Below are 17612 nucleotides of genomic sequence, written 5' to 3'. Positions count from 1 at the left end.
TTAGCGCCTTGTGGCCAGCAGGCCGATCAAAAAGCCCACACCGGCCGCGATGCCGACGGACTGCCAGGGGTTGGCCTGAACATAGTCCTCAGTGGCGGTGACGGCCGCCTGGCCGCGTTCGCGCAGGGAATCTTCGGTCAGTTGCAGGGTTTCACGGGCCTTGAGCAGGCTTTCGTGAATCTTGCTGCGCAGTTCGTCCGCCTGGTCACCGGCGAGGATCGCGGTATCGTCCAGCAGCTTCTCGGTATCGCTGACCAGGGTTTGAAAATCCGCCATCAATATTTCCTGAGCAGTCTTTGCCGTTTTTCTGGCCATGGTTATCTCCGTGAGTGGCTGGTCTGTTTACTTTTGGTTTCGAGTCACCGGTGTCGGTGAAGGTTCACTGCAATTGTCTGGTACAGCTTTTGCTTTGCCTTGGTGCGCAGGCCGGTGGCCTTGCGCTGAATCCGGGCGGTTGGGGCTTAAACCCTGAAAAACCTTACCCTAAATAACTAAAATTCGCGGAAAAACCCTGTCGGATTCTGCCTTTCACCCTGAACGCTGCGCCAAAGCGGTTCACGGCCTCAAAAGAGGGTCGGACCGTCGGTGCCAATTTAGTGCGCGTCATGAAGGTCATGAACTGCTTTGGTGCTTTTTCCTGCCTGTGCAGGCCTGCCATTCTCCATGGAAAATTTGCAAAGCGCGGTGGACACCCTCGTCCATAGTTCCAACACGCTGTTTATTCTGATTGGTGCGGTCATGGTCCTGGCCATGCACGCCGGCTTCGCTTTCCTGGAAGTCGGCACGGTACGGCAGAAGAACCAGGTCAACGCCCTGTCGAAAATCCTCAGTGACTTCGCCATCTCCACACTGGCCTATTTCTTTATAGGCTATTGGATCTCCTACGGTGTGACCTTCATGCAACCGGCGGCGGTGATCAGCGCCGACCACGGTTATGGCCTGGTGAAATTCTTCTTCCTGCTGACCTTCGCGGCGGCGATCCCGGCGATCATTTCCGGGGGTATTGCCGAGCGTGCACGTTTTGTTCCGCAACTGTGTGCCACCGCCTTGATCGTGGCGTTTATCTATCCGTTTTTCGAAGGCATGGTGTGGAACGGCAACTACGGCCTGCAAGCCTGGTTGCTGGGCACTTTCGGCGCCAGCTTTCACGACTTCGCCGGTAGCGTGGTGGTGCATGCCATGGGCGGCTGGCTGGCGCTGGCGGCCGTGTTGTTGCTGGGGCCACGCCAGGGGCGTTATCGGGAAGGGCGCCTGGTGGCGTTCGCACCGTCGAGCATTCCGTTCCTGGCGCTGGGGTCGTGGATTCTGATCGTCGGCTGGTTTGGCTTCAACGTCATGAGTGCGCAGACCCTGTCCGGGGTCAGCGGGCTGGTGGCGGTCAATTCGTTGATGGCCATGGTCGGCGGCACCGTAGCGGCGTTGGTGATCGGGCGTAACGACCCAGGCTTTTTGCACAACGGTCCGTTGGCGGGGCTGGTGGCGATCTGCGCCGGCTCCGACTTGATGCACCCGGTGGGCGCGCTGGTGACCGGCGTGGTGGCGGGCGGTTTGTTCGTCTGGTGCTTCATCGCGGCCCAGGATCGCTGGAAGATCGATGACGTGCTGGGTGTGTGGCCGCTGCACGGCCTGTGCGGTGTGTGGGGCGGGATCGCCTGCGGGATCTTCGGCCAGACCGCGTTGGGTGGCTTGGGCGGCGTGAGCTTGATCAGCCAGTTGATCGGCACCGCACTGGGTGTGGTGGTGGCGCTGGCCGGCGGCTTGCTGGTGTACGGCGTGATCAAGCGCGTCTACGGCCTGCGCCTGAGTCAGGAAGAGGAGTATTACGGCGCCGATCTGTCGATCCACAAGATTGGCGCCGTCAGTCAGGATTGAGGGAGGAGTCACCTTCGTTCGGGTTGCAGCCATGCAGCAGCCGATACCGGCTTTGCCGCACTTCATCCACGCGGCCCTTTACCTGCTGGTCCGACAACCCCAGCAGGATCAGCGCATGGGAGGCGAGCATCAAGCTCGATTCCAGTAACTCGGGCACCACTTCAGTGGCGCCGGCGGCTTTCAGTTCGGCCAACTGACTGTCGTCGCGGGTGCGCACCAGGATCGGCACCTTCGGGTTGAGGCGCCGTGCTTCGTTGAGCACGGTAAGGGCGACGTCGCTGTTGTCCACCGCAATCACCACCAGGCGCGCACGCTCCAGGCCGACAGCGCTGAGCAGGGCGCCACGGCGGCAGTCGCCGTAGTGCACGGCGCTGTCTTCGCTGGCGGCTTCCTGGACCCGCTCCGGGTCGTCATCCAGGGCGATGAAGGCCTGTTGTTCGCGGTGCAGGAATCGTCCGATGGACTGGCCAACCCGGCCATAACCGCAGATCACCGCATGGCCTCGCAGCTCGGCGTTGAGGGCGGTTATCTCTTCAAGCTGCACTTGCTGGTTGGGCTTGCGGTGCAGGCGCAGGGCGATGGCGGGTGCAGTCCTGAGCAGCAGCGGGGTGAGCAGCATCGAGCAGAACGTGGCGGCCAGCAACAGGCCACTGATGTCGGCGGGCATCAGCCGGCTCTGCTGCATTTGCGCCATCAAGGCGAAACAGAATTCACCGCCCTGGGCCAAGGCCAGGCCGCTGCGCCAGGCGGTTTCGCCGTCGCTGCCGCGCAATTGCACCAGCAGGGCTACCACGCAGCCTTTGATCAACATCAGGGCGAGGGTCAGGCCAAGAATCAACAGGCTGTGGCTGATGAACAGTTGCAGGTCGATCAGCATGCCGATACTGACGAAAAACAAGCCCAGCAGGATGTCGCGAAACGGCCGGATATCCGCTTCGATCTGGTGGCGGTAATGGCTTTCCCCCAGCAGCATCCCGGCGAGAAAGGCACCCAGCGCCGGGGACAGGCCCAGCAGGTGCGTCAGCCAGGCGGTGAGCAGCACAATGACCAGTGCCAGCAGTACGAATAATTCCGCCGAGTGGGAGGCCGCCACTTCACGGAACAGCCGCGGCAGCAACCAGCGACTGGCCAGCAGCAGGCCGAGGAACAGCACCACGGTTTTGCCCAGGGTCAACGGCAACGCCCAGTACCAGGCTTGCTCGCTGTTGCCGGCGAACACCGGTACCAGGGTCAGCAGCAACACGGCAACCACGTCCTGGAACAGCAATACCCCGATCGCATTCTGGCCGTGGCTGCTGAAGATTTCGCCGAGGCTGGTCAGCTCTTTGCTGACGATCGCAGTGGACGACAACGCCAGGCCGGCACCGAGCAACAGGGCAGTAGTCGGCGACAGGCCGAACAGCGCCAGCAAGCCCCCCAACAGTAACCCGCAGCACAGCACCTGCAGGCTGCCCAGGCCAAACACCACCCGGCGCAGGCTGAGCATTTTGCTCAGGGAAAACTCCAGGCCCAGGGAAAACAGCAGGAAGACCACCCCCAGTTCGGCAAGGTCTGGCAGCTCTTCGCTGTCATTGACCCAGTCCAGGGCGGTGGGGCCTACGGCCAGGCCAACACACAGATAGCCCAGCACCGGGGGCAGTTGCAGGCGACGAAACAGCGCAATTACCACGAGAGAGGAGGCCAGGATAATCAGCAGGTTGGCAAACACGCGCAGCTCCATTGCAGGTATCAGGGGAAAAAAGTCGCGAGAGTCGCTGAATCAGTTATACGCCATGGTGATCTGGGTCAGGCTTTTGCGGTACCCGGACACTGTTAGAATAGGCACCTGATTCTTCCCGGACCCTTTGCCATGCTTCCTGAATGTCAGTTGTTCGGCACCCTGGGCTGCCATCTTTGTGAGTTTGCCGAAGCCGAAATCATGCCGTTGGTCGAACACGGCCTACTGGTGGAGTTGGTGGATATCGCCGATTCCGAGTCCCTGTTCGAAGCCTACGGCCTGCGGATTCCGGTGCTGCGCCGGGTGGACACGGGCGCCGAGCTGGAGTGGCCGTTCGACGAAGCGCAGGTGGTGAACTTTCTTAGCTAGCACTCGGCGATGGCGAGTTCCCGATTATTCGGTTACTGTATGTTTGTACAGCGATTGAATGAGAGGGAACGCCCGTGGTGAATGTTGAACAACTGAAAAGCAGCGTCAATCGCATGTCCGCCGACGTCGTGCGCGACGCGGTGAACGAGCTGCGCCTCGATGGCCTGGTCACGGAAGGCAAGACGCCGTTTAACAAAGTGCATTTCAATACCTGCTTTGCCGAGATCGAGGCGTTGTTCCAGCGCGCCGGTTATCACAAGCAGTTGGATGTAGTGGGCTATCAGGGCTTGCTCTACGCGCTTTATGATCCAGGCCGCTGGGAAGCGGTGGATGTGTTGCGCTGGCTCAAGGAGTTCACCGAGGCGGCCAGTGCATCGCCGGTGTTGCGCGCGGAATTGGCCAAGGCGTGAATCTGTGCTGGGCCTGATCCGGCTGCATGCGGGATAATGCCCGCCTGTATTTCCAAGCTCTGAGCCTGCCCATGTCCGTTTTTTCCGCTGCCCAGCATCAAGCCAGCACCTTGTACCTGCCCCCGGGCAATTGGGCGACTGTGCTGGATTGCCTCTGCGAGCACTTCCAGGCCATCAGCCGTGAGCACTGGCTGGACCGCATCGCCCGGGGCCGGGTGCTGGACATCAACGGCACGCCCATCAGCCAGCACCTGGCCTACCGCGAAGGCCTGTGCATCTACTACTTTCGCGAAGTGCCGAACGAGAAAGTGATCCCGGTGCAGGAGACCATCCTGTACGCCGACGAACACCTGGTGGTGGCCGACAAACCGCATTTCCTGCCGGTAACGCCCGCCGGTGAGTACGTCGAGCAGACCCTGTTGCGGCGCTTGATCCGTCGCCTGGACAACCCGGCCCTGGTGCCGCTGCATCGCATCGATCGGCATACCGCCGGGCTGGTGCTGTTTTCGGCCAACCCCCAGACCCGTTCGGCGTATCAACAGCTGTTTCCCACGCGCAAGATCGACAAGTTCTACGAAGCCATCGCCCCGGCATTGCCTGGGCTGACCTTTCCGTTGGTGCATAAAAGCCGGCTGGTGGATGGCGAGCCATTCTTTCGCATGCAGGAAGGAGAGGGGGCGAGCAACACCGAGACGGCGCTCGAGGTGCGGGAAAAGAACGGCGACCTGTGGCGCTACGGCCTGTTCCCGGTGACCGGCAAGAAGCATCAGTTGCGGGTACACATGACGGCGCTGGGGGCGAGTATCTGCAACGATCCGTTCTACCCCGACGTCATCCAGGATGCCGAGGACGACTACGCCAATCCGCTCAAGCTGCTGGCCCAGGGTGTACGGTTCATCGACCCGGTCACCGGCCAGGAGCGCAGTTTTCGCAGCGAGATCAGCCTGGACTGGTAAACCCCAGGCACGAAAAAGCCCGCATCAAGCGGGCTTTTTCGTATCCGGCGTTAAGACTTACAGGTCTTTAACGGTGCGAACCTGATCCTTGTTGATCTGTGTGCGCTTGCCATCCAGCTGTTCAAATTCATAGAAGCCGGTGGACTTGTCGAATTTAGGAGTGTCGACGGCCTGGATTTCGCGACCGTCATTCAGGGTGATCACTGTAGGCGAGGCGCAACCGGCAAGGGTAGCGAGGCCCAGTGCAAGCATGAGAGCGGCGATGGTCCGTTGAGTCATGAGTTTGTCTCCGAGAGAATGCTTTTTTGAGTACTGACCTTGTGACGTGTGCAACGTCGGCAAAGTTCCTTGTGCGACGCTCATTCTGACACGCTGGGTGGCTGGTGCAACAACTCAGGTGTGTTGAAGTTGGCCAGGCGCGGGTCGTTCGCGGGGCAATCCAGGGCCTTGGCGCCCAGCGCCTGCATGATCTGGCGCGGGCTGCGCTCGCCGGCCTCCCAGGCCTGTTCGAAAGTTTCATGTAGCAGAGTGGGTATCACACAGAGCAACGGCTCCCAGAAATCGCCGTGGCGCACCATTACCGGCAGCAACGGGTTCTGCTGCGCCGTGTGGAGCAGGTCGGCGAGCAATCGCTCATCGATTTGCGGCACATCGCACGGCAATACCAGCAGATGCCCGTGCCGCGCCGCTGCCAGTCCTGCGCGGATGCCGGCAAGCGGGCCGGGGAAGTCCGGGCTGTCATCGCCGACCACTTGATCGGCGTAGGCCGCGTACTGCGCCTGGTTGCGATTGCAGGAGATGATCAGGTCGTCGGTCAGCGGTCGCACCAGGCGATGCAGATGCGCGATCAGCGGCTGCCCGTGCCAGTCGAGCAAGCCCTTGTCGAGGCCGCCCATGCGCTGGCCGCGGCCGCCGGCCAGTAGCAATACGGAGCAGGGCAGTGGGGAAAAATGGCTGGGCATGACGGCTCCTGCGGGCAGTGAAATGGGGGGCTGTGATATAACATCGGGCTGTTCCTTCGACAACCGGACCGAGCCATGAAAGCCAAGGCTGATGCGCCCTTTGTACCCCTGAATATCGCTGTACTGACGGTCAGCGACACCCGCACCCTGGAAACCGACACCTCGGGCCAGGTTTTCGTCGACCGCCTGACCGCCGCTGGCCACCTGCTGGCCGAGCGGGTTTTGCTTAAAGATGATCTGTACAAAATCCGTGCGCAAGTGGCGCACTGGATCGCCGAGGACGTGGTGCAGGTGGTGTTGATCACCGGCGGCACCGGGTTCACCGGTCGCGACAGCACCCCTGAAGCGGTGAGCTGCCTGTTGGACAAGCAGGTAGATGGTTTCGGCGAGCTGTTCCGGCAAATCTCCGTGGCCGATATTGGCACTTCTACCGTGCAATCCCGAGCCCTGGCCGGCCTGGCCAATGGCACCCTGGTGTGCTGCCTGCCGGGCTCCACCAACGCGGTGCGCACCGGCTGGGACGGGATCCTCGCCGAGCAACTGGATAACCGTCACCGCCCGTGCAACTTCGTCCCGCATTTGAAACAGGCCGAGCCTTGTGAATCTCGTGGGTAAGCCGGGCAAGGCCGGCGCGTTGATGCCGGTGGAAGACGCCCTGGAACAACTGCTGGCGATGGCCGAGGCTGCGCCGATTCGCGAGCAGGAAACCTTGCCGCTGGCCGAGTGTGACGGTCGGGTGCTGGCGCAGGCGCTGGTCTCTACCCTCGATCTGCCGCCCTGGCCCAACAGCGCCATGGACGGTTACGCCCTGCGCCTGGCGGACTGGACCGGCGAGCCGCTGGTGGTCAGCCAGCGCATTTTTGCCGGCACGGCACCGGAGGCCTTGGCCGCCGGTACTTGTGCGCGGATCTTCACCGGCGCTCCGGTGCCGGAAGGCGCGGACTGCGTTGAGATGCAGGAAAACGCAGTGGTCCACGCGGACGAGCGCGTGAGCTTTACCGAGGCGTTGCAGGTGGATCAGAACATCCGTCCCCAAGGCCAGGAAACCACGGTGGGCGAGCTGGTACTGCCTTCTGGCACGCGCCTGGGCCCGATCGAACTGGGCCTGGCGGCTTCCCTGGGCCGTGATCGCCTGGAGGTGATACGACGTGCCCGGGTGGCCGTGCTGTCCACCGGCGACGAGTTGATCGAGCCGGGCCTGCCGCTGGGTCCCGGGCAGATCTACAACAGCAATCGCCGGGTACTGTGCAGCTGGCTCGAACGCCTGGGCTGCGAAGTGGTGGACGCCGGGATCCTGCCGGACGACCTGGAACAAACCCGTGAGCGCCTGGGTGCGCTGGGCTCGGTTGACCTGATTTTGTCCACCGGCGGTGTGTCGGTAGGCGAGGCGGACTTCCTCGGGATTGCCCTGCGCGAAGAGGGCGAACTGGCGCTGTGGAAGCTGGCGATCAAGCCGGGCAAGCCGCTGACGTTCGGGCATTTCCGTGGCGTACCGGTGATCGGTTTGCCGGGCAACCCGGCGTCGACGCTGGTGACCTTCGCCTTGCTGGCGCGGCCTTACCTGTTGCGTCGCCAGGGCGTGCAGGACGTGGCACCGTTGCGCGTTGAAGTGCCGGTGGGGTTTGTGTGGGCCAAGCCGGGGAATCGTCGCGAGTACCTGCGCGGTCGGCTGGAGCAGGGCAAGGCGATCATCTACCGCAACCAGAGCTCGGGTGTGCTGCGCAGTGCGGCGTGGGCCGAGGGGTTGGTGGAAGTGTTGGAAGGGACGACGCTTACGATCGGTGACCGGGTCAACTTCATTCCGTTGAGTGAAGTGTTGAACTGAGCCCGATCTATCAAACAATGAAGATCAACTGTGGGAGCTGGCTTGCCTGCGATAGCGGTGGGCCAGCCAACATACATGTTGACTGTGCCGACGCCATCGCGGGCAAGCACGGCTCCTACAGTTGATGGGTTTCAGCCTGCCAATTATGGCAAATCACGACTTGCGTAAAACGCACTCAACACCTTCACCAGGTGCGCCAGGTCGTGGCTGCCGCACAGCTCGCGAATCGAGTGCATGGCAAATGTCGGCAAGCCGATATCCACAGTGCGCACCCCCAGGTGGCTGGCGGTGATCGGGCCGATGGTCGAGCCGCAACCCATGTCGCTGCGTACCACAAAGCTCTGCACCGGCACTTCTTCGGCCATGCACAGGTGGCGGAAGAACCCGGCGGTTTCGCTGTTGGTGGCGTAGCGCTGGTTGCTGTTGACCTTGATCACCGGGCCGGCATTGAGTTTCGGGCCGTGGTTGGCGTCGTGTTTCTCGGCGTAGTTGGGATGTACGCCGTGGGCGTTGTCGGCAGACACCAGCAGCGACTTCTGGATGGTGCGTACGAATTCATCACCTTCCGGCAGCAGGCGGCGCAAGGTCTGCTCCAGCATCGGGCCGTCGGCACCGCAGGCGGAGCACGAGCCGACTTCTTCGTGGTCGTTGCACACCAGTACGCAGGTTTCGTCGGTTTCGGCGGTGAGCAAGGCTTGCAGGCCGGCGTAGCACGACAGCAGGTTGTCGAGGCGGGCACCGGCGATAAAGTCGCCATTGAGGCCAATCACCGCGGCGCTCTGGGTGTCGTAGAAGCTCAGTTCATAGTCGAGCACCACGTCGGCATTCAGGCCGTGTTCACGGGCCAGTTGCTCGGTGAGTACTGCGCGAAAGTCCACACGCTCGTCACCGGCAAATTGCGCGAGGATCGGCGGCAGTTCGGTCTGGGCATTGATCGCCCAACCCTGATTGGCTTCACGGTTCAGGTGAATGGCCAGGTTGGGGATGATCGCGATGGGCAGCTTGAAGTCGATCAGTTGGCTTTCGACCTTGCCGTCACGCCGGAAAGTGACGCGGCCGGCCAGGGACAGGTCGCGGTCGAACCACGGTGCCAGCAGCGCGCCGCCGTACACTTCCACACCCAGTTGCCAGAAGCCCTGGCGTTGCAGCTCAGGCTGTGGCTTGACCCGCAGGCACGGGCTGTCGGTGTGGGCGCCGACCAGGCGAATGCCGCCCTGCAGCGGCGAGTGGCGGCCGAGCTTGAAGGCGATGATCGAGGAGTCGTTGCGGGTCACGTAGTAGCGACCGTTGGCCTCGGTGGTCCAGGTCTCGCGCTCGTCAAGACGCTGGAAACCGGCCGCTTCCAGGCGCTGTGCAAGGGCGGCGGTGGCATGGAACGGGGTAGGGGAGGCCTTGAGGAAGTCGATCAGGCCTTGGTTCAACTCTTCGCGCATAAGTAGCTCCAGACAGCAATGGCGCGAGTTTACCGTATTGGCTCAGAATTTGGAGGGAAGCTGCTGTCTTGAGACGGGCGCAAAACCCATGTGGGAGCTGGCTTACCTGCGATAGCGGTCTGCCAGTAACCAATTGGGGGCTGACACACCGTTATCGCAGGCAAGCCAGCTCCCACATTTGATCGGGTTTGCAGCTTAAAACGGTGCCGGGCACTCGAAGCGCAACCGCTCGCCGCTCTGGGGATGGGTGAAGCTCAGCATGCTGGCGTGCAGGCACAGGCGTGGCCAGGCGGCCAATGCCTGTTCATGGGCGTACAAGCCATCGCCCAGCAGCGGATGCCCGATGGACAACATGTGCACCCGCAGTTGATGGGAGCGCCCGGTAATCGGCGTTAACTCAACCCGGCACCAATCGCCGCAACGTTCCAGGACTTTCCAGAAGGTCAGTGCGTTCTTGCCGAACTCATGGTCCACCACGTGCCGTGGCTTGGTCGGTGGGTCGTAGCGCAATGGCAAGTCGATGCTGCCGCTGTCCAGTTCCGGTTGGCCCCAGCACAGCGCGGTGTAGGCTTTTTCGGTTTCCCGGTCGTGGAACTGGCGGGACAGTTCACGGTGGCTGTCTGCGTCGCGGGCCAGCAGGATGATGCCGGACGTTTCCCAATCCAGGCGATGAACGATACGGGCTTCGGGGTAGCCGTTTTCCTGCAGGCGGGTGATCAGGCAGTCCTTGTTGTCGTCGGCGCGACCGGGCACCGAGAGCAGCAAGGTAGGCTTGTTCACCACCAGGACAGCAGCGTCCTGATGAAGGATATGGACATTGGACAACGGCATTAAAACAGCCTCGTAACAAACGCCAACGGCGGCTGGGTTGCTGAAGTTTCTGTAGGAGCGAGCTTGCTCGCGAAAAACTTAAGAACAACACGTTCATTCAGGATGAGCGCGTTATCGTTAACGTCCATCGCGAGCAAGCTCGCTCCTACAGAAGTCCAGTAACCGAGCCGCCGTGGCGACCGCCTTTTCGATCAACGATCAGGCAGGGTGATATTGAGTTCCAGAATCGAGCAGCTGCCGTCATTTTCCAGGGCGACATGCACGTCATCGTTGCCGATATTGACGTACTTGCGGATCACCTCGACCAGTTCCTTCTGCAAGGCTGGCAGGTAATCCGGAGTGCTGCGTTGGCCGCGTTCGTGCGCCACGATGATCTGTAGACGCTCTTTCGCTACCGACGCGGTACTTGGCTTTTTGTTGGCGCGAAAGAAGTCGAGAAATTTCATTGTTTAGTTGCCTCCAAAGATACGCTCGAAGAATCCCTTCTTCGCTACATCGAGGAAGCGATGTTCCACGGTTTTGCCCAGCAAGCGATCAACCGCATCGCTGTACGCCTGGCCGGCGTCGCTCTGGTCGTCGAGAATCACCGGCACGCCCTGGTTGGACGCCTTGAGCACGGCCTGGGATTCCGGGATCACGCCCAGCAGGGTCACGGCCAGGATGTCCTTGACGTCTTCAACGCCAAGCATCTCGCCCTTGCTCACGCGCTCAGGGTTGTAGCGGGTCAGCAGCAGGTGTTCCTTGATCGGCTCTTCGCCTTTCTCGGCGCGCTGGGACTTGCTGGCCAGCAGGCCGAGCATGCGGTCCGAGTCACGTACCGACGACACTTCAGGGTTGGTCACGACGATGGCTTCGTCGGCGAAGTACATCGCCAGGTGAGCACCGGTCTCGATACCCGCCGGGGAATCGCACACCACGTATTCGAAGGTTTCTTTCAGCTCGGCGAGGACCTTGCCCACGCCTTCCTTGGTCAGCGCTTCTTTGTCGCGGGTCTGGCTGGCGGCCAGTACGTACAGGTTCTCAAGGCGCTTGTCCTTGATCAGGGCCTGTTGCAGGTTGGCTTCGCCGTTGACCACGTTGACGAAGTCGTACACCACGCGGCGTTCGCAGCCCATGATCAGGTCGAGGTTACGCAAACCGACGTCGAAGTCGACGATGACTGTCTTGTGGCCGCGCAGAGCGAGGCCGGTACCGATAGCGGCGCTGGTGGTGGTCTTACCCACACCACCCTTGCCGGATGTAACCACGAGAATCTTGGCCAAGGTGTTTCACCCCTAAGGAAAAAGGACTTTTTAGCCCCTGAAAAACATCTCTTGAAACTCGCGGCAGGCGGGCAGCTGTTGTAGGAGAAAGCACGGCTTGCCTAGGCAAACCCCGCCTTTAAATTATTCCTACACAAGTTTTGCCGTTTTCGCTGTGCTATCAGAGTCCAGAGATGCTTGGAAAATGCGGCAGTATCCGTTAAAGACGAACGATGTTCAACACATCGCCCGACAGGCTGACTTGTACCCCGGCCCCCCACAGCGGATCGCGGCGCAAATCTTCCGAAACCTTGTACTGGCCTGCGATGGACACTAGCTCAGCGGTCAACTGCTGGCAAAAAATACGGGCCTTTGTGTCACCTTTTATGCCGGCCAGTGCACGACCCCGCATGGGACCGTATACATGGATGTTTCCATCGGCGAGAAGTTCCGCCCCCGGACTGACCGGGGCGATGACCACAAGGTCGCCACCCTGGGCGTAAATCTGCTGCCCGCCCCGCACGGGAGAGGTGATGATCTTTGTAGGTTTGATCGTCGGCTCCGGCGGTTTTTCCGGTTTTTTCTTCTCTTCGCCGACCAACGGGTCCAGCGGACGCTCCCGAGCACCGGACGGAGGCAGTACTGGCAGTTCAATGGCGATTGCCGCGGCAATGTCTTCGATACGGCTGGCACGAATCGCCAGGGTGCGCAGGCCATGTTGGCGGCACACACGCATCAACCCGGGCAGGTCGACAGCGCCCTGGCCGGCCGGGAGTTTGTCCAGGGCCAGCACCAGCGGCGCGTTGTTGAAGAAGTTCGGCGCGAGGGCGACCTTGGCGGCGAGCTGGCGGTCCAGGGCGTCAAGGTCATTGCGGGCCAGTTCCAGCACGGTAATGGCGAGCATGCTGCCTTTCAACTGGAACACGGGATCTTGGTCTAGCGGTTCGGTTTGGCTCATGGTCGGCAAAGCGGCTTGTCACGAAAAGTGTCGAGACTTATAACGAGAACATCCGCTAGCCGCAAGCCGGGTCGAACCGTTGTAGAATGCGCGGCCGTTGTCTTTGCCGGAATCATTAATGGATCGCCCGCGTTTTCGAGCTGAATTTTTTCACCCGCGTTTTTGGCTGTTATGGCTGGGACTCGGTTTGCTGTGGCTGATTGTGCAGTTGCCGTACCGGGCTTTACTGGGGATTGGCCGTGCCTTGGGGGCGGGAATGTACCGGGTAGCCGGTGAACGTCGACGCATCGCCGCGCGAAACCTGGAACTGTGTTTCCCGGAAAAGTCCGCCAAAGAGCGTAAACATTTGCTCAAGGAAAACTTTGCCTCCACCGGCATCGCCTTCTTCGAGATGGCCATGAGCTGGTGGTGGTCCAAGCCGCGCCTGGCGCGCCTGGCCCATGTCGAAGGGCTGGAGCACCTCAAGCAGGCGCAACTGGAAGGCAAGGGCGTGATCCTCATGGCCCTGCATTTCACCACCCTGGAAATCGGCGCCGCGTTGCTGGGGCAGAAGCACACCATCGACGGCATGTACCGCGAGCACGGCAACCCGCTGTTCGATTTCGTCCAGCGCCGTGGCCGCGAGCGGCACAACCTCGACTCCCTGGCCGTAGAGCGCGAAGACGTGCGCGGCATGCTCAAGCTGCTGCGGGCCGGCCGTGCGATCTGGTACGCACCGGACCAGGACTACGGCGCCAAGCAAAGTATCTTCGTGCCGTTGTTCGGCATTCAGGCCGCCACCGTGACCGCCACCAGCAAATTTGCGCGCCTGGGCAAGGCGCTGGTGGTGCCGTTCACCCAGGAACGCCTGGCTGACGGCAGCGGTTATCGCCTGGTGATCCACCCGCCGCTCACCGACTTCCCCGGTGAAACCGACGAGATCGATTGCCTGCGCATCAACCAGTGGGTCGAAGCCTCCGTGCGCGCATGCCCCGAGCAATACCTGTGGACCCACCGCCGCTTCAAGAGCCGGCCGCCGGGTGAGCCTAAGCTGTATGAAAAACGCCGTCGTTGATCTGAAGTCCCCAAGCAACATGGAGTGATGCAATGCGCCCAGCTGAACCGGTCACAGGCTTGATTCTTTCCGGAGGCGGGGCGCGGGCCGCCTATCAGGTGGGGGTATTGGCGGCGATTGCCGAGTTGTTGCCGCCGGGGGCAGCCAACCCGTTTCCGGTGATTGTCGGCACCTCGGCCGGGGCGATCAATGCGGTGAGCCTGGCCAGCGGCGCGATGGATTTTACCGCCGCCATCCAGCGCCTGACCGCCTTCTGGCAAGGCTTTCGCAGCCACCTGGTGCTACGCAGCGACTGGCCCGGGGTGATCAGCCAGGCGAGCCGGTTTCTTATCCACAGCCTGCTGGGGCTGGGCGCACAGGTGCCGGTGGCGCTGCTCAACAGTTCGCCGCTGCGGGATTTGTTGCGGGACAAGCTGCATCTGGAAGGCATCGAACAGTCGATCCGCGAAAAGCACCTGCATGCGGTGGCTGTGACTGCCTTCGGGTACGAGTCCGGGCAAGCCGTGACCTTCTATCAGGGCGGCGGCACCATCGATGCCTGGCTGCGGCATCGGCGTATTGGCATTCCCACCCAATTGACCGTTGAGCACCTGCTGGCCAGTTCGGCGATTCCGTTGCTGTTTGCGCCGGTGAAACTCGATCAGGAATATTTTGGTGACGGTGCCGTGCGGCAGTCGGCGCCGATCAGCCCAGCGCTGCACCTGGGAGCCAGCCGTGTGCTGGTAGTGGGCGTGAGTGGCAACCCGCGCGGCAACGACCCTTCGAACCCGGCACGCACCTTCACCGGCCAGGAGCCGACGTTGGCGCAGATCGGTGGGCACATGCTCAACAGCACGTTCATCGACAGCCTGGAAAGCGACATCGAATTGCTCGAACGCCTGAACCAGTTCAGTCATGTACTACCTGCCGATGCGGCGATACAAGGTTTGGCGCCGGTGGAGGTATTGGTGATTGCACCGAGCCAGCCGATCGACGAAATCGCGGCGCGTCACCGTCAGGAATTGCCGGCGGCATTGCGCCTGTTCCTGCGCGGGCCGGGGGCGACCAAAACCAGTGGCGCGGGTGTGCTCAGCTATTTGCTGTTCGAGGCGGGGTATTGCAGCGAGTTGATCGAACTGGGACGGCGGGATGCGCTGGCCAAGCGCGAAGAGCTGAAGCGGTTTCTGGGCCTGACACCGAACTGAATATGGCGGGCTTGTGTGGGAGCTGGCTTGCCTGCGATAGCATCACCTCGGTGTAACCGACATACCGAGGTGATGCTATCGCGGGCAAGCCCGGCTCCCACACAAGCCCGATTCCACAGGGGATATGCGGTGTGGTTAGAAGTGGTACTTCACCAACAGGCTCGCCGTGTCCTGATTGGTCTCGAACGCGCCGCTGTCCTGGATGCCGTACTTGTTCTTCCAGTAGTCGTACTCGATACCGACATACAACTGCTTCTCGCCCCAATGCAACGCCTTGCCCAAGTCATATTTGATCTGTGGGTTGAAGTGCAGGTTGGCGTGGTAAGTGCCACGGGCGTTCTTGTCGTTGTCCACCACCCAGTCCATAAAGCCGTCGATCAGCACATTGGAGTTGCCCACCGGGATTGTGTACGACCACACCGGAGTGATCTGCCACACGCCGTCACCCGGGCGATTGCCTTCGGTCTGGCGCTGGTAGAAGTTCAGCTGGAAGTAATCGAAACCAGGGATTGCCAAGTCGAAGCCCGGACCCAGCAAGTACGATTCGTTATCGCCTTCACCGAACTCGTAAGTGAACGCCAGCAACACGTCCTTGATCGGACCGAACGACAAGTCCTTGTCGAAAATCTTGCCGAACGACAAGCGAGGGCTGAACTCACCGTAGTAAGTACTTGGGCCTACGTTGCCGTCTTCCTTGCCGTTGTAAAAGATGCGGTCGAGAAAGAAGAAGTTGTCACCGTACTTCCACGCGTCGGCGTGTTCGAAGGTCACGGTTTGCTGGATCTGCGGGTTAACAGTGAAGTTCTTGCCCCACAGATAAGTCAGGCTGTTGTTCTGCCACTGCAGCAGATCACCCGCCATGGCCTGGCCCCCGGCCAGCAGGGATCCTGCCAGCATCAGGCTATTCACAGTACGTTTCATTCGGTTGCTCCCGAGGTAAAGGTTTCTGGTTTTTTTTCTAAGCGGACGCTCTGGTGTGGCGTCTTTTGGCTTGCCGCAAAAATCGTCTGTTCGGTCAGCTTTAATGCTTTTAGCAAGAGCTGCGCCAAGGTGTTTAAAAAGCCAAAAAATCCCCGTCGGCTGTGATGAACACAGTCGAATTCGGAGAGTTTTTGCACACATTGGCTGCGGACTTGGGGCCGGGATAAGTTGGCCTTGCAGTCAGCTTTTACATTTGCTGTTTTTTTTTGAGTCGATTTGAGCGGGCGCCGAGAATACTGACTCAGAGGCTGGTGCTCAAGTGCGCCGTTACAGAGCGCGCGGGGCGAGAATGGGGCACGGCGCGTGGCCGGCCCCGGGTGAATGGCGTGCATGGTGTATTCCCTGATCGTTATTGTTTTTGTTGTGACGCAGGAATCAATGTTGGTGAGCGTGTTCGCTTGCGGCAGCGCGTTCGGCGCCACCCAGAATGTTGAATAACAGGTTCAGCGACAGCGCACTGATCGTGGCCATGGCGATACCGCTGTGGGTGATCGGGCTCATCCACAGCGGCAGTTGCGCGAAGAACTCGGGACGCACCACCGGGATCAGCCCCATGCCGATACTTACCGCCACCAGCAACTGATTGCGGCGATCGGCGATGTCGGCTTCCTGCAGAATCTTGATCCCGGTGGCCGCCACCATGCCGAACATGGCAATCGCCGCACCGCCCAGTACAGCGGGAGGAATCGAGGCCACCAGGAACGCGGCCTTGGGCAGCAGGCTCAGCACAATCAGAAACGCACCGGCCATGATCGTCACGGAGCGGCAGCGCACGCCGGTCATCTGCACCAGGCCGATATTCTGCGCGAACGAGGAGTGGGTAAAGGTGTTGAAGAACCCGGCAAAAAACGACGCGCCGGCATCACACAACAAACCGCGACGCAGCATCTTCGGCGTGACGTCCTGGCCGGTGATCTTGCCCAGGGCGAGGAACATCCCGGTGGACTCGACGAAGATAATCACCACCACCAGGCACATCGACAGAATCGGCGCCAACTCGAACTTGGGCATGCCGAAATGCAGCGGCGTCACCACCTGCACCCACGGCGCCTGCGCGAGGCCGCTGAGGTCGACCATGCCGATCATGCCGCACAACCCGTAGCCCAGGGCCATGCCGATCAGCACCGAGATGTTCACCCAGAAGCCGCGCATGAAACGGTTGATCAGCAAAATGGTGGCCAGCACCAGTGCGGCGATCGCCAGGTAAATCGGTGAGCCAAACGTGGAGGCCGCAGCACCGCCGCCGGCCCAATTGACCGCGACGGGAAACAGCGAAAGACCGATGGCGGTGATCACGGTGCCGGTCACCAACGGCGGAAAGAAGCGCACGACCTTGGACATGAACGGCGCGATCAGCATGCCGAAAAAGCCGGCGGCGATGGTGGCGCCGAAGATCCCTTGCAGGCCGATGCCGGGCATGCCCGCCATGGCCACCATGCTGCCGACTGCGGCGAAACTGGCGCCCATCATCACCGGCATGCGGATGCCGACGGGGCCGATGCCAAACGACTGCACCATGGTTGCGATGCCCGCCACCAGCAGGTCGGCATTGATCAGGAAGGCGATTTCTTCACGGCTCAGGCCCGCGGCCTGGCCGATGATCAAAGGCACGGCGACGGCGCCACCGTACATCAGCAAGACGTGTTGCAGGCCTACCAGAATCAGTTGCAAGAGGGGAAGCCGCACCATGGGAGGCGCGGCAGGAATCTGCGTTTCTAACTGGGACATGCAACACCTCGAATCTTTTTATTGTTGTGTTGTTCGGCATTCAATTGCCGGGTGGAACTCATTCGTCAAAGCACACCGCAACTCTCAATTG

At 61.1% G+C, this 17612-nt stretch carries 20 protein-coding genes; 8 read left to right on the top strand and 12 right to left on the bottom strand.

Annotated features, from left to right (window positions below; all coding sequences use genetic code 11):
- Positions 1 to 315, bottom strand: coding sequence for a DUF883 family protein (locus V3W39_RS02980; protein ID WP_003209080.1), 315 nt, complete (start codon positions 313 to 315; stop codon positions 1 to 3).
- Between the two features lie 348 nt (positions 316 to 663).
- On the opposite strand from V3W39_RS02980, the gene V3W39_RS02975 reads away from it, so the two are divergent.
- A complete protein-coding gene (locus tag V3W39_RS02975; protein ID WP_259197441.1) occupies positions 664 to 1872 on the top strand; it encodes an ammonium transporter in 1209 nt (402 codons plus the stop codon).
- On the opposite strand, the gene V3W39_RS02970 is transcribed toward V3W39_RS02975, so the two are convergent.
- A complete protein-coding gene (locus V3W39_RS02970) occupies positions 1859 to 3580 on the bottom strand; it encodes a cation:proton antiporter (protein ID WP_330212179.1) in 1722 nt (573 codons plus the stop codon). The two genes, V3W39_RS02975 and V3W39_RS02970, sit on opposite strands and share 14 nt — an antisense overlap.
- 141 nt (positions 3581 to 3721) lie before the next feature.
- Here V3W39_RS02970 and V3W39_RS02965 point away from each other — a divergent pair, with 141 nt between their 5' ends.
- The 3 genes from V3W39_RS02965 (at position 3722) to V3W39_RS02955 (ending at position 5324) form a co-directional block, all read left to right on the top strand.
- Positions 3722 to 3958, top strand: a complete 237-nt coding sequence (locus tag V3W39_RS02965) for a glutaredoxin family protein (protein ID WP_330212178.1) — start codon at positions 3722 to 3724, stop codon at positions 3956 to 3958.
- Positions 3959 to 4032: 74 nt separating this feature from the next.
- Positions 4033 to 4368 carry a hypothetical protein gene (locus V3W39_RS02960; RefSeq protein WP_003209087.1) on the top strand — a complete coding sequence of 112 codons (336 nt, stop codon included), beginning with the start codon at positions 4033 to 4035 and terminating at the stop codon, positions 4366 to 4368.
- 65 nt (positions 4369 to 4433) lie between these two features.
- The gene (locus V3W39_RS02955) at positions 4434 to 5324 is read left to right on the top strand and encodes a pseudouridine synthase (RefSeq protein WP_330212318.1); all 891 of its coding nucleotides are present in this window, start codon (positions 4434 to 4436) and stop codon (positions 5322 to 5324) included.
- Between the two features lie 57 nt (positions 5325 to 5381).
- On the opposite strand, the gene V3W39_RS02950 is transcribed toward V3W39_RS02955, so the two are convergent.
- Both V3W39_RS02950 and mobA read right to left on the bottom strand, forming a co-directional pair.
- Positions 5382 to 5603, bottom strand: a complete 222-nt coding sequence (locus V3W39_RS02950) for a YgdI/YgdR family lipoprotein (RefSeq protein ID WP_003209090.1) — start codon at positions 5601 to 5603, stop codon at positions 5382 to 5384.
- An 80-nt stretch (positions 5604 to 5683) separates the two neighbouring features.
- Positions 5684 to 6286 (bottom strand): molybdenum cofactor guanylyltransferase MobA, encoded by a 603-nt coding sequence (gene mobA / locus V3W39_RS02945; RefSeq protein ID WP_177115840.1) that lies wholly within the window; start codon positions 6284 to 6286, stop codon positions 5684 to 5686.
- Between the two features lie 75 nt (positions 6287 to 6361).
- Here mobA and moaB point away from each other — a divergent pair, with 75 nt between their 5' ends.
- Positions 6362 to 6901, top strand: a complete 540-nt coding sequence (moaB, locus tag V3W39_RS02940; RefSeq protein WP_003209092.1) for a molybdenum cofactor biosynthesis protein B — start codon at positions 6362 to 6364, stop codon at positions 6899 to 6901.
- Positions 6885 to 8111 (top strand): molybdopterin molybdotransferase MoeA, encoded by a 1227-nt coding sequence (locus tag V3W39_RS02935; protein ID WP_330212177.1) that lies wholly within the window; start codon positions 6885 to 6887, stop codon positions 8109 to 8111. The genes moaB and V3W39_RS02935 overlap by 17 nt, the downstream gene beginning before the upstream one ends.
- 143 nt (positions 8112 to 8254) lie before the next feature.
- Here the strand turns inward: V3W39_RS02935 and V3W39_RS02930 are convergent, their stop codons facing one another.
- The 5 genes from V3W39_RS02930 to minC form a co-directional block, all read right to left on the bottom strand.
- Complete coding sequence (locus V3W39_RS02930; RefSeq protein ID WP_003209095.1) at positions 8255 to 9544, bottom strand: M18 family aminopeptidase; 1290 nt, start codon at positions 9542 to 9544, stop codon at positions 8255 to 8257.
- 195 nt (positions 9545 to 9739) lie between these two features.
- Positions 9740 to 10375 (bottom strand): RluA family pseudouridine synthase, encoded by a 636-nt coding sequence (locus V3W39_RS02925; protein ID WP_177046296.1) that lies wholly within the window; start codon positions 10373 to 10375, stop codon positions 9740 to 9742.
- A 191-nt stretch (positions 10376 to 10566) separates the two neighbouring features.
- The gene (gene minE / locus V3W39_RS02920; protein WP_003175252.1) at positions 10567 to 10821 is read right to left on the bottom strand and encodes a cell division topological specificity factor MinE; all 255 of its coding nucleotides are present in this window, start codon (positions 10819 to 10821) and stop codon (positions 10567 to 10569) included.
- 3 nt (positions 10822 to 10824) lie between these two features.
- On the bottom strand, positions 10825 to 11637 hold the full coding sequence (gene minD / locus V3W39_RS02915) for a septum site-determining protein MinD (protein ID WP_010176105.1): 813 nt from the start codon (positions 11635 to 11637) through the stop codon (positions 10825 to 10827).
- 199 nt (positions 11638 to 11836) lie between these two features.
- Positions 11837 to 12574 carry a septum site-determining protein MinC gene (gene minC, locus V3W39_RS02910; protein WP_003209099.1) on the bottom strand — a complete coding sequence of 246 codons (738 nt, stop codon included), beginning with the start codon at positions 12572 to 12574 and terminating at the stop codon, positions 11837 to 11839.
- Between the two features lie 118 nt (positions 12575 to 12692).
- Between minC and V3W39_RS02905 the strand changes: the two genes are divergently transcribed.
- Entirely contained in the window at positions 12693 to 13628 is a 936-nt protein-coding gene (locus V3W39_RS02905) for a lipid A biosynthesis lauroyl acyltransferase (RefSeq protein ID WP_330212176.1), read from the top strand.
- Positions 13629 to 13660: 32 nt separating this feature from the next.
- Positions 13661 to 14812, top strand: a complete 1152-nt coding sequence (locus V3W39_RS02900; RefSeq protein WP_177046292.1) for a patatin-like phospholipase family protein — start codon at positions 13661 to 13663, stop codon at positions 14810 to 14812.
- A 135-nt stretch (positions 14813 to 14947) separates the two neighbouring features.
- Here the strand turns inward: V3W39_RS02900 and V3W39_RS02895 are convergent, their stop codons facing one another.
- From V3W39_RS02895 to V3W39_RS02885, 3 genes are read right to left on the bottom strand one after another with little or no spacing between them, the layout of a single operon-like run.
- Positions 14948 to 15733, bottom strand: coding sequence for an outer membrane protein OmpK (locus V3W39_RS02895; protein ID WP_003209104.1), 786 nt, complete (start codon positions 15731 to 15733; stop codon positions 14948 to 14950).
- Positions 15730 to 16125: a hypothetical protein gene (locus V3W39_RS02890; RefSeq protein WP_177132329.1), complete on the bottom strand. Its 396-nt coding sequence runs from the start codon at positions 16123 to 16125 to the stop codon at positions 15730 to 15732. Before V3W39_RS02890 ends, V3W39_RS02895 begins: the two co-directional genes overlap by 4 nt.
- Positions 16126 to 16168: 43 nt before the next feature.
- Positions 16169 to 17521, bottom strand: coding sequence for a nucleobase:cation symporter-2 family protein (locus V3W39_RS02885; protein ID WP_177115838.1), 1353 nt, complete (start codon positions 17519 to 17521; stop codon positions 16169 to 16171).
- Positions 17522 to 17612 lie beyond the last annotated feature (91 nt).

This window comes from Pseudomonas sp. Z18(2022) (genome assembly GCF_036346535.1).
In the GTDB taxonomy this organism is placed as follows: domain Bacteria; phylum Pseudomonadota; class Gammaproteobacteria; order Pseudomonadales; family Pseudomonadaceae; genus Aquipseudomonas; species Aquipseudomonas yamanorum_A.
The sequence above is the reverse complement of the archived record's forward strand: the minus strand, read 5'-3'. Positions and strand labels throughout refer to the sequence as shown.

Bases quoted from the DNA above. Each gene is read 5' to 3' on its own strand.
- V3W39_RS02980 (WP_003209080.1), bottom strand. From the start codon at position 315: ATGGCCAGAAAAACGGCAAAGACTGCTCAGGAAATATTGATGGCGGAT.
- V3W39_RS02975 (WP_259197441.1), top strand. From the start codon at position 664: ATGGAAAATTTGCAAAGCGCGGTGGACACCCTCGTCCATAGTTCCAAC.
- V3W39_RS02965 (WP_330212178.1), top strand. From the start codon at position 3,722: ATGCTTCCTGAATGTCAGTTGTTCGGCACCCTGGGCTGCCATCTTTGT.
- V3W39_RS02950 (WP_003209090.1), bottom strand. From the start codon at position 5,603: ATGACTCAACGGACCATCGCCGCTCTCATGCTTGCACTGGGCCTCGCT.
- mobA (WP_177115840.1), bottom strand. From the start codon at position 6,286: ATGCCCAGCCATTTTTCCCCACTGCCCTGCTCCGTATTGCTACTGGCC.
- moaB (WP_003209092.1), top strand. From the start codon at position 6,362: ATGAAAGCCAAGGCTGATGCGCCCTTTGTACCCCTGAATATCGCTGTA.
- V3W39_RS02930 (WP_003209095.1), bottom strand. From the start codon at position 9,544: ATGCGCGAAGAGTTGAACCAAGGCCTGATCGACTTCCTCAAGGCCTCC.
- V3W39_RS02925 (WP_177046296.1), bottom strand. From the start codon at position 10,375: ATGCCGTTGTCCAATGTCCATATCCTTCATCAGGACGCTGCTGTCCTG.
- minE (WP_003175252.1), bottom strand. From the start codon at position 10,821: ATGAAATTTCTCGACTTCTTTCGCGCCAACAAAAAGCCAAGTACCGCG.
- minC (WP_003209099.1), bottom strand. From the start codon at position 12,574: ATGAGCCAAACCGAACCGCTAGACCAAGATCCCGTGTTCCAGTTGAAA.
- V3W39_RS02905 (WP_330212176.1), top strand. From the start codon at position 12,693: ATGGATCGCCCGCGTTTTCGAGCTGAATTTTTTCACCCGCGTTTTTGG.
- V3W39_RS02900 (WP_177046292.1), top strand. From the start codon at position 13,661: ATGCGCCCAGCTGAACCGGTCACAGGCTTGATTCTTTCCGGAGGCGGG.
- V3W39_RS02895 (WP_003209104.1), bottom strand. From the start codon at position 15,733: ATGAAACGTACTGTGAATAGCCTGATGCTGGCAGGATCCCTGCTGGCC.
- V3W39_RS02890 (WP_177132329.1), bottom strand. From the start codon at position 16,125: ATGCACGCCATTCACCCGGGGCCGGCCACGCGCCGTGCCCCATTCTCG.
- V3W39_RS02885 (WP_177115838.1), bottom strand. From the start codon at position 17,521: ATGTCCCAGTTAGAAACGCAGATTCCTGCCGCGCCTCCCATGGTGCGG.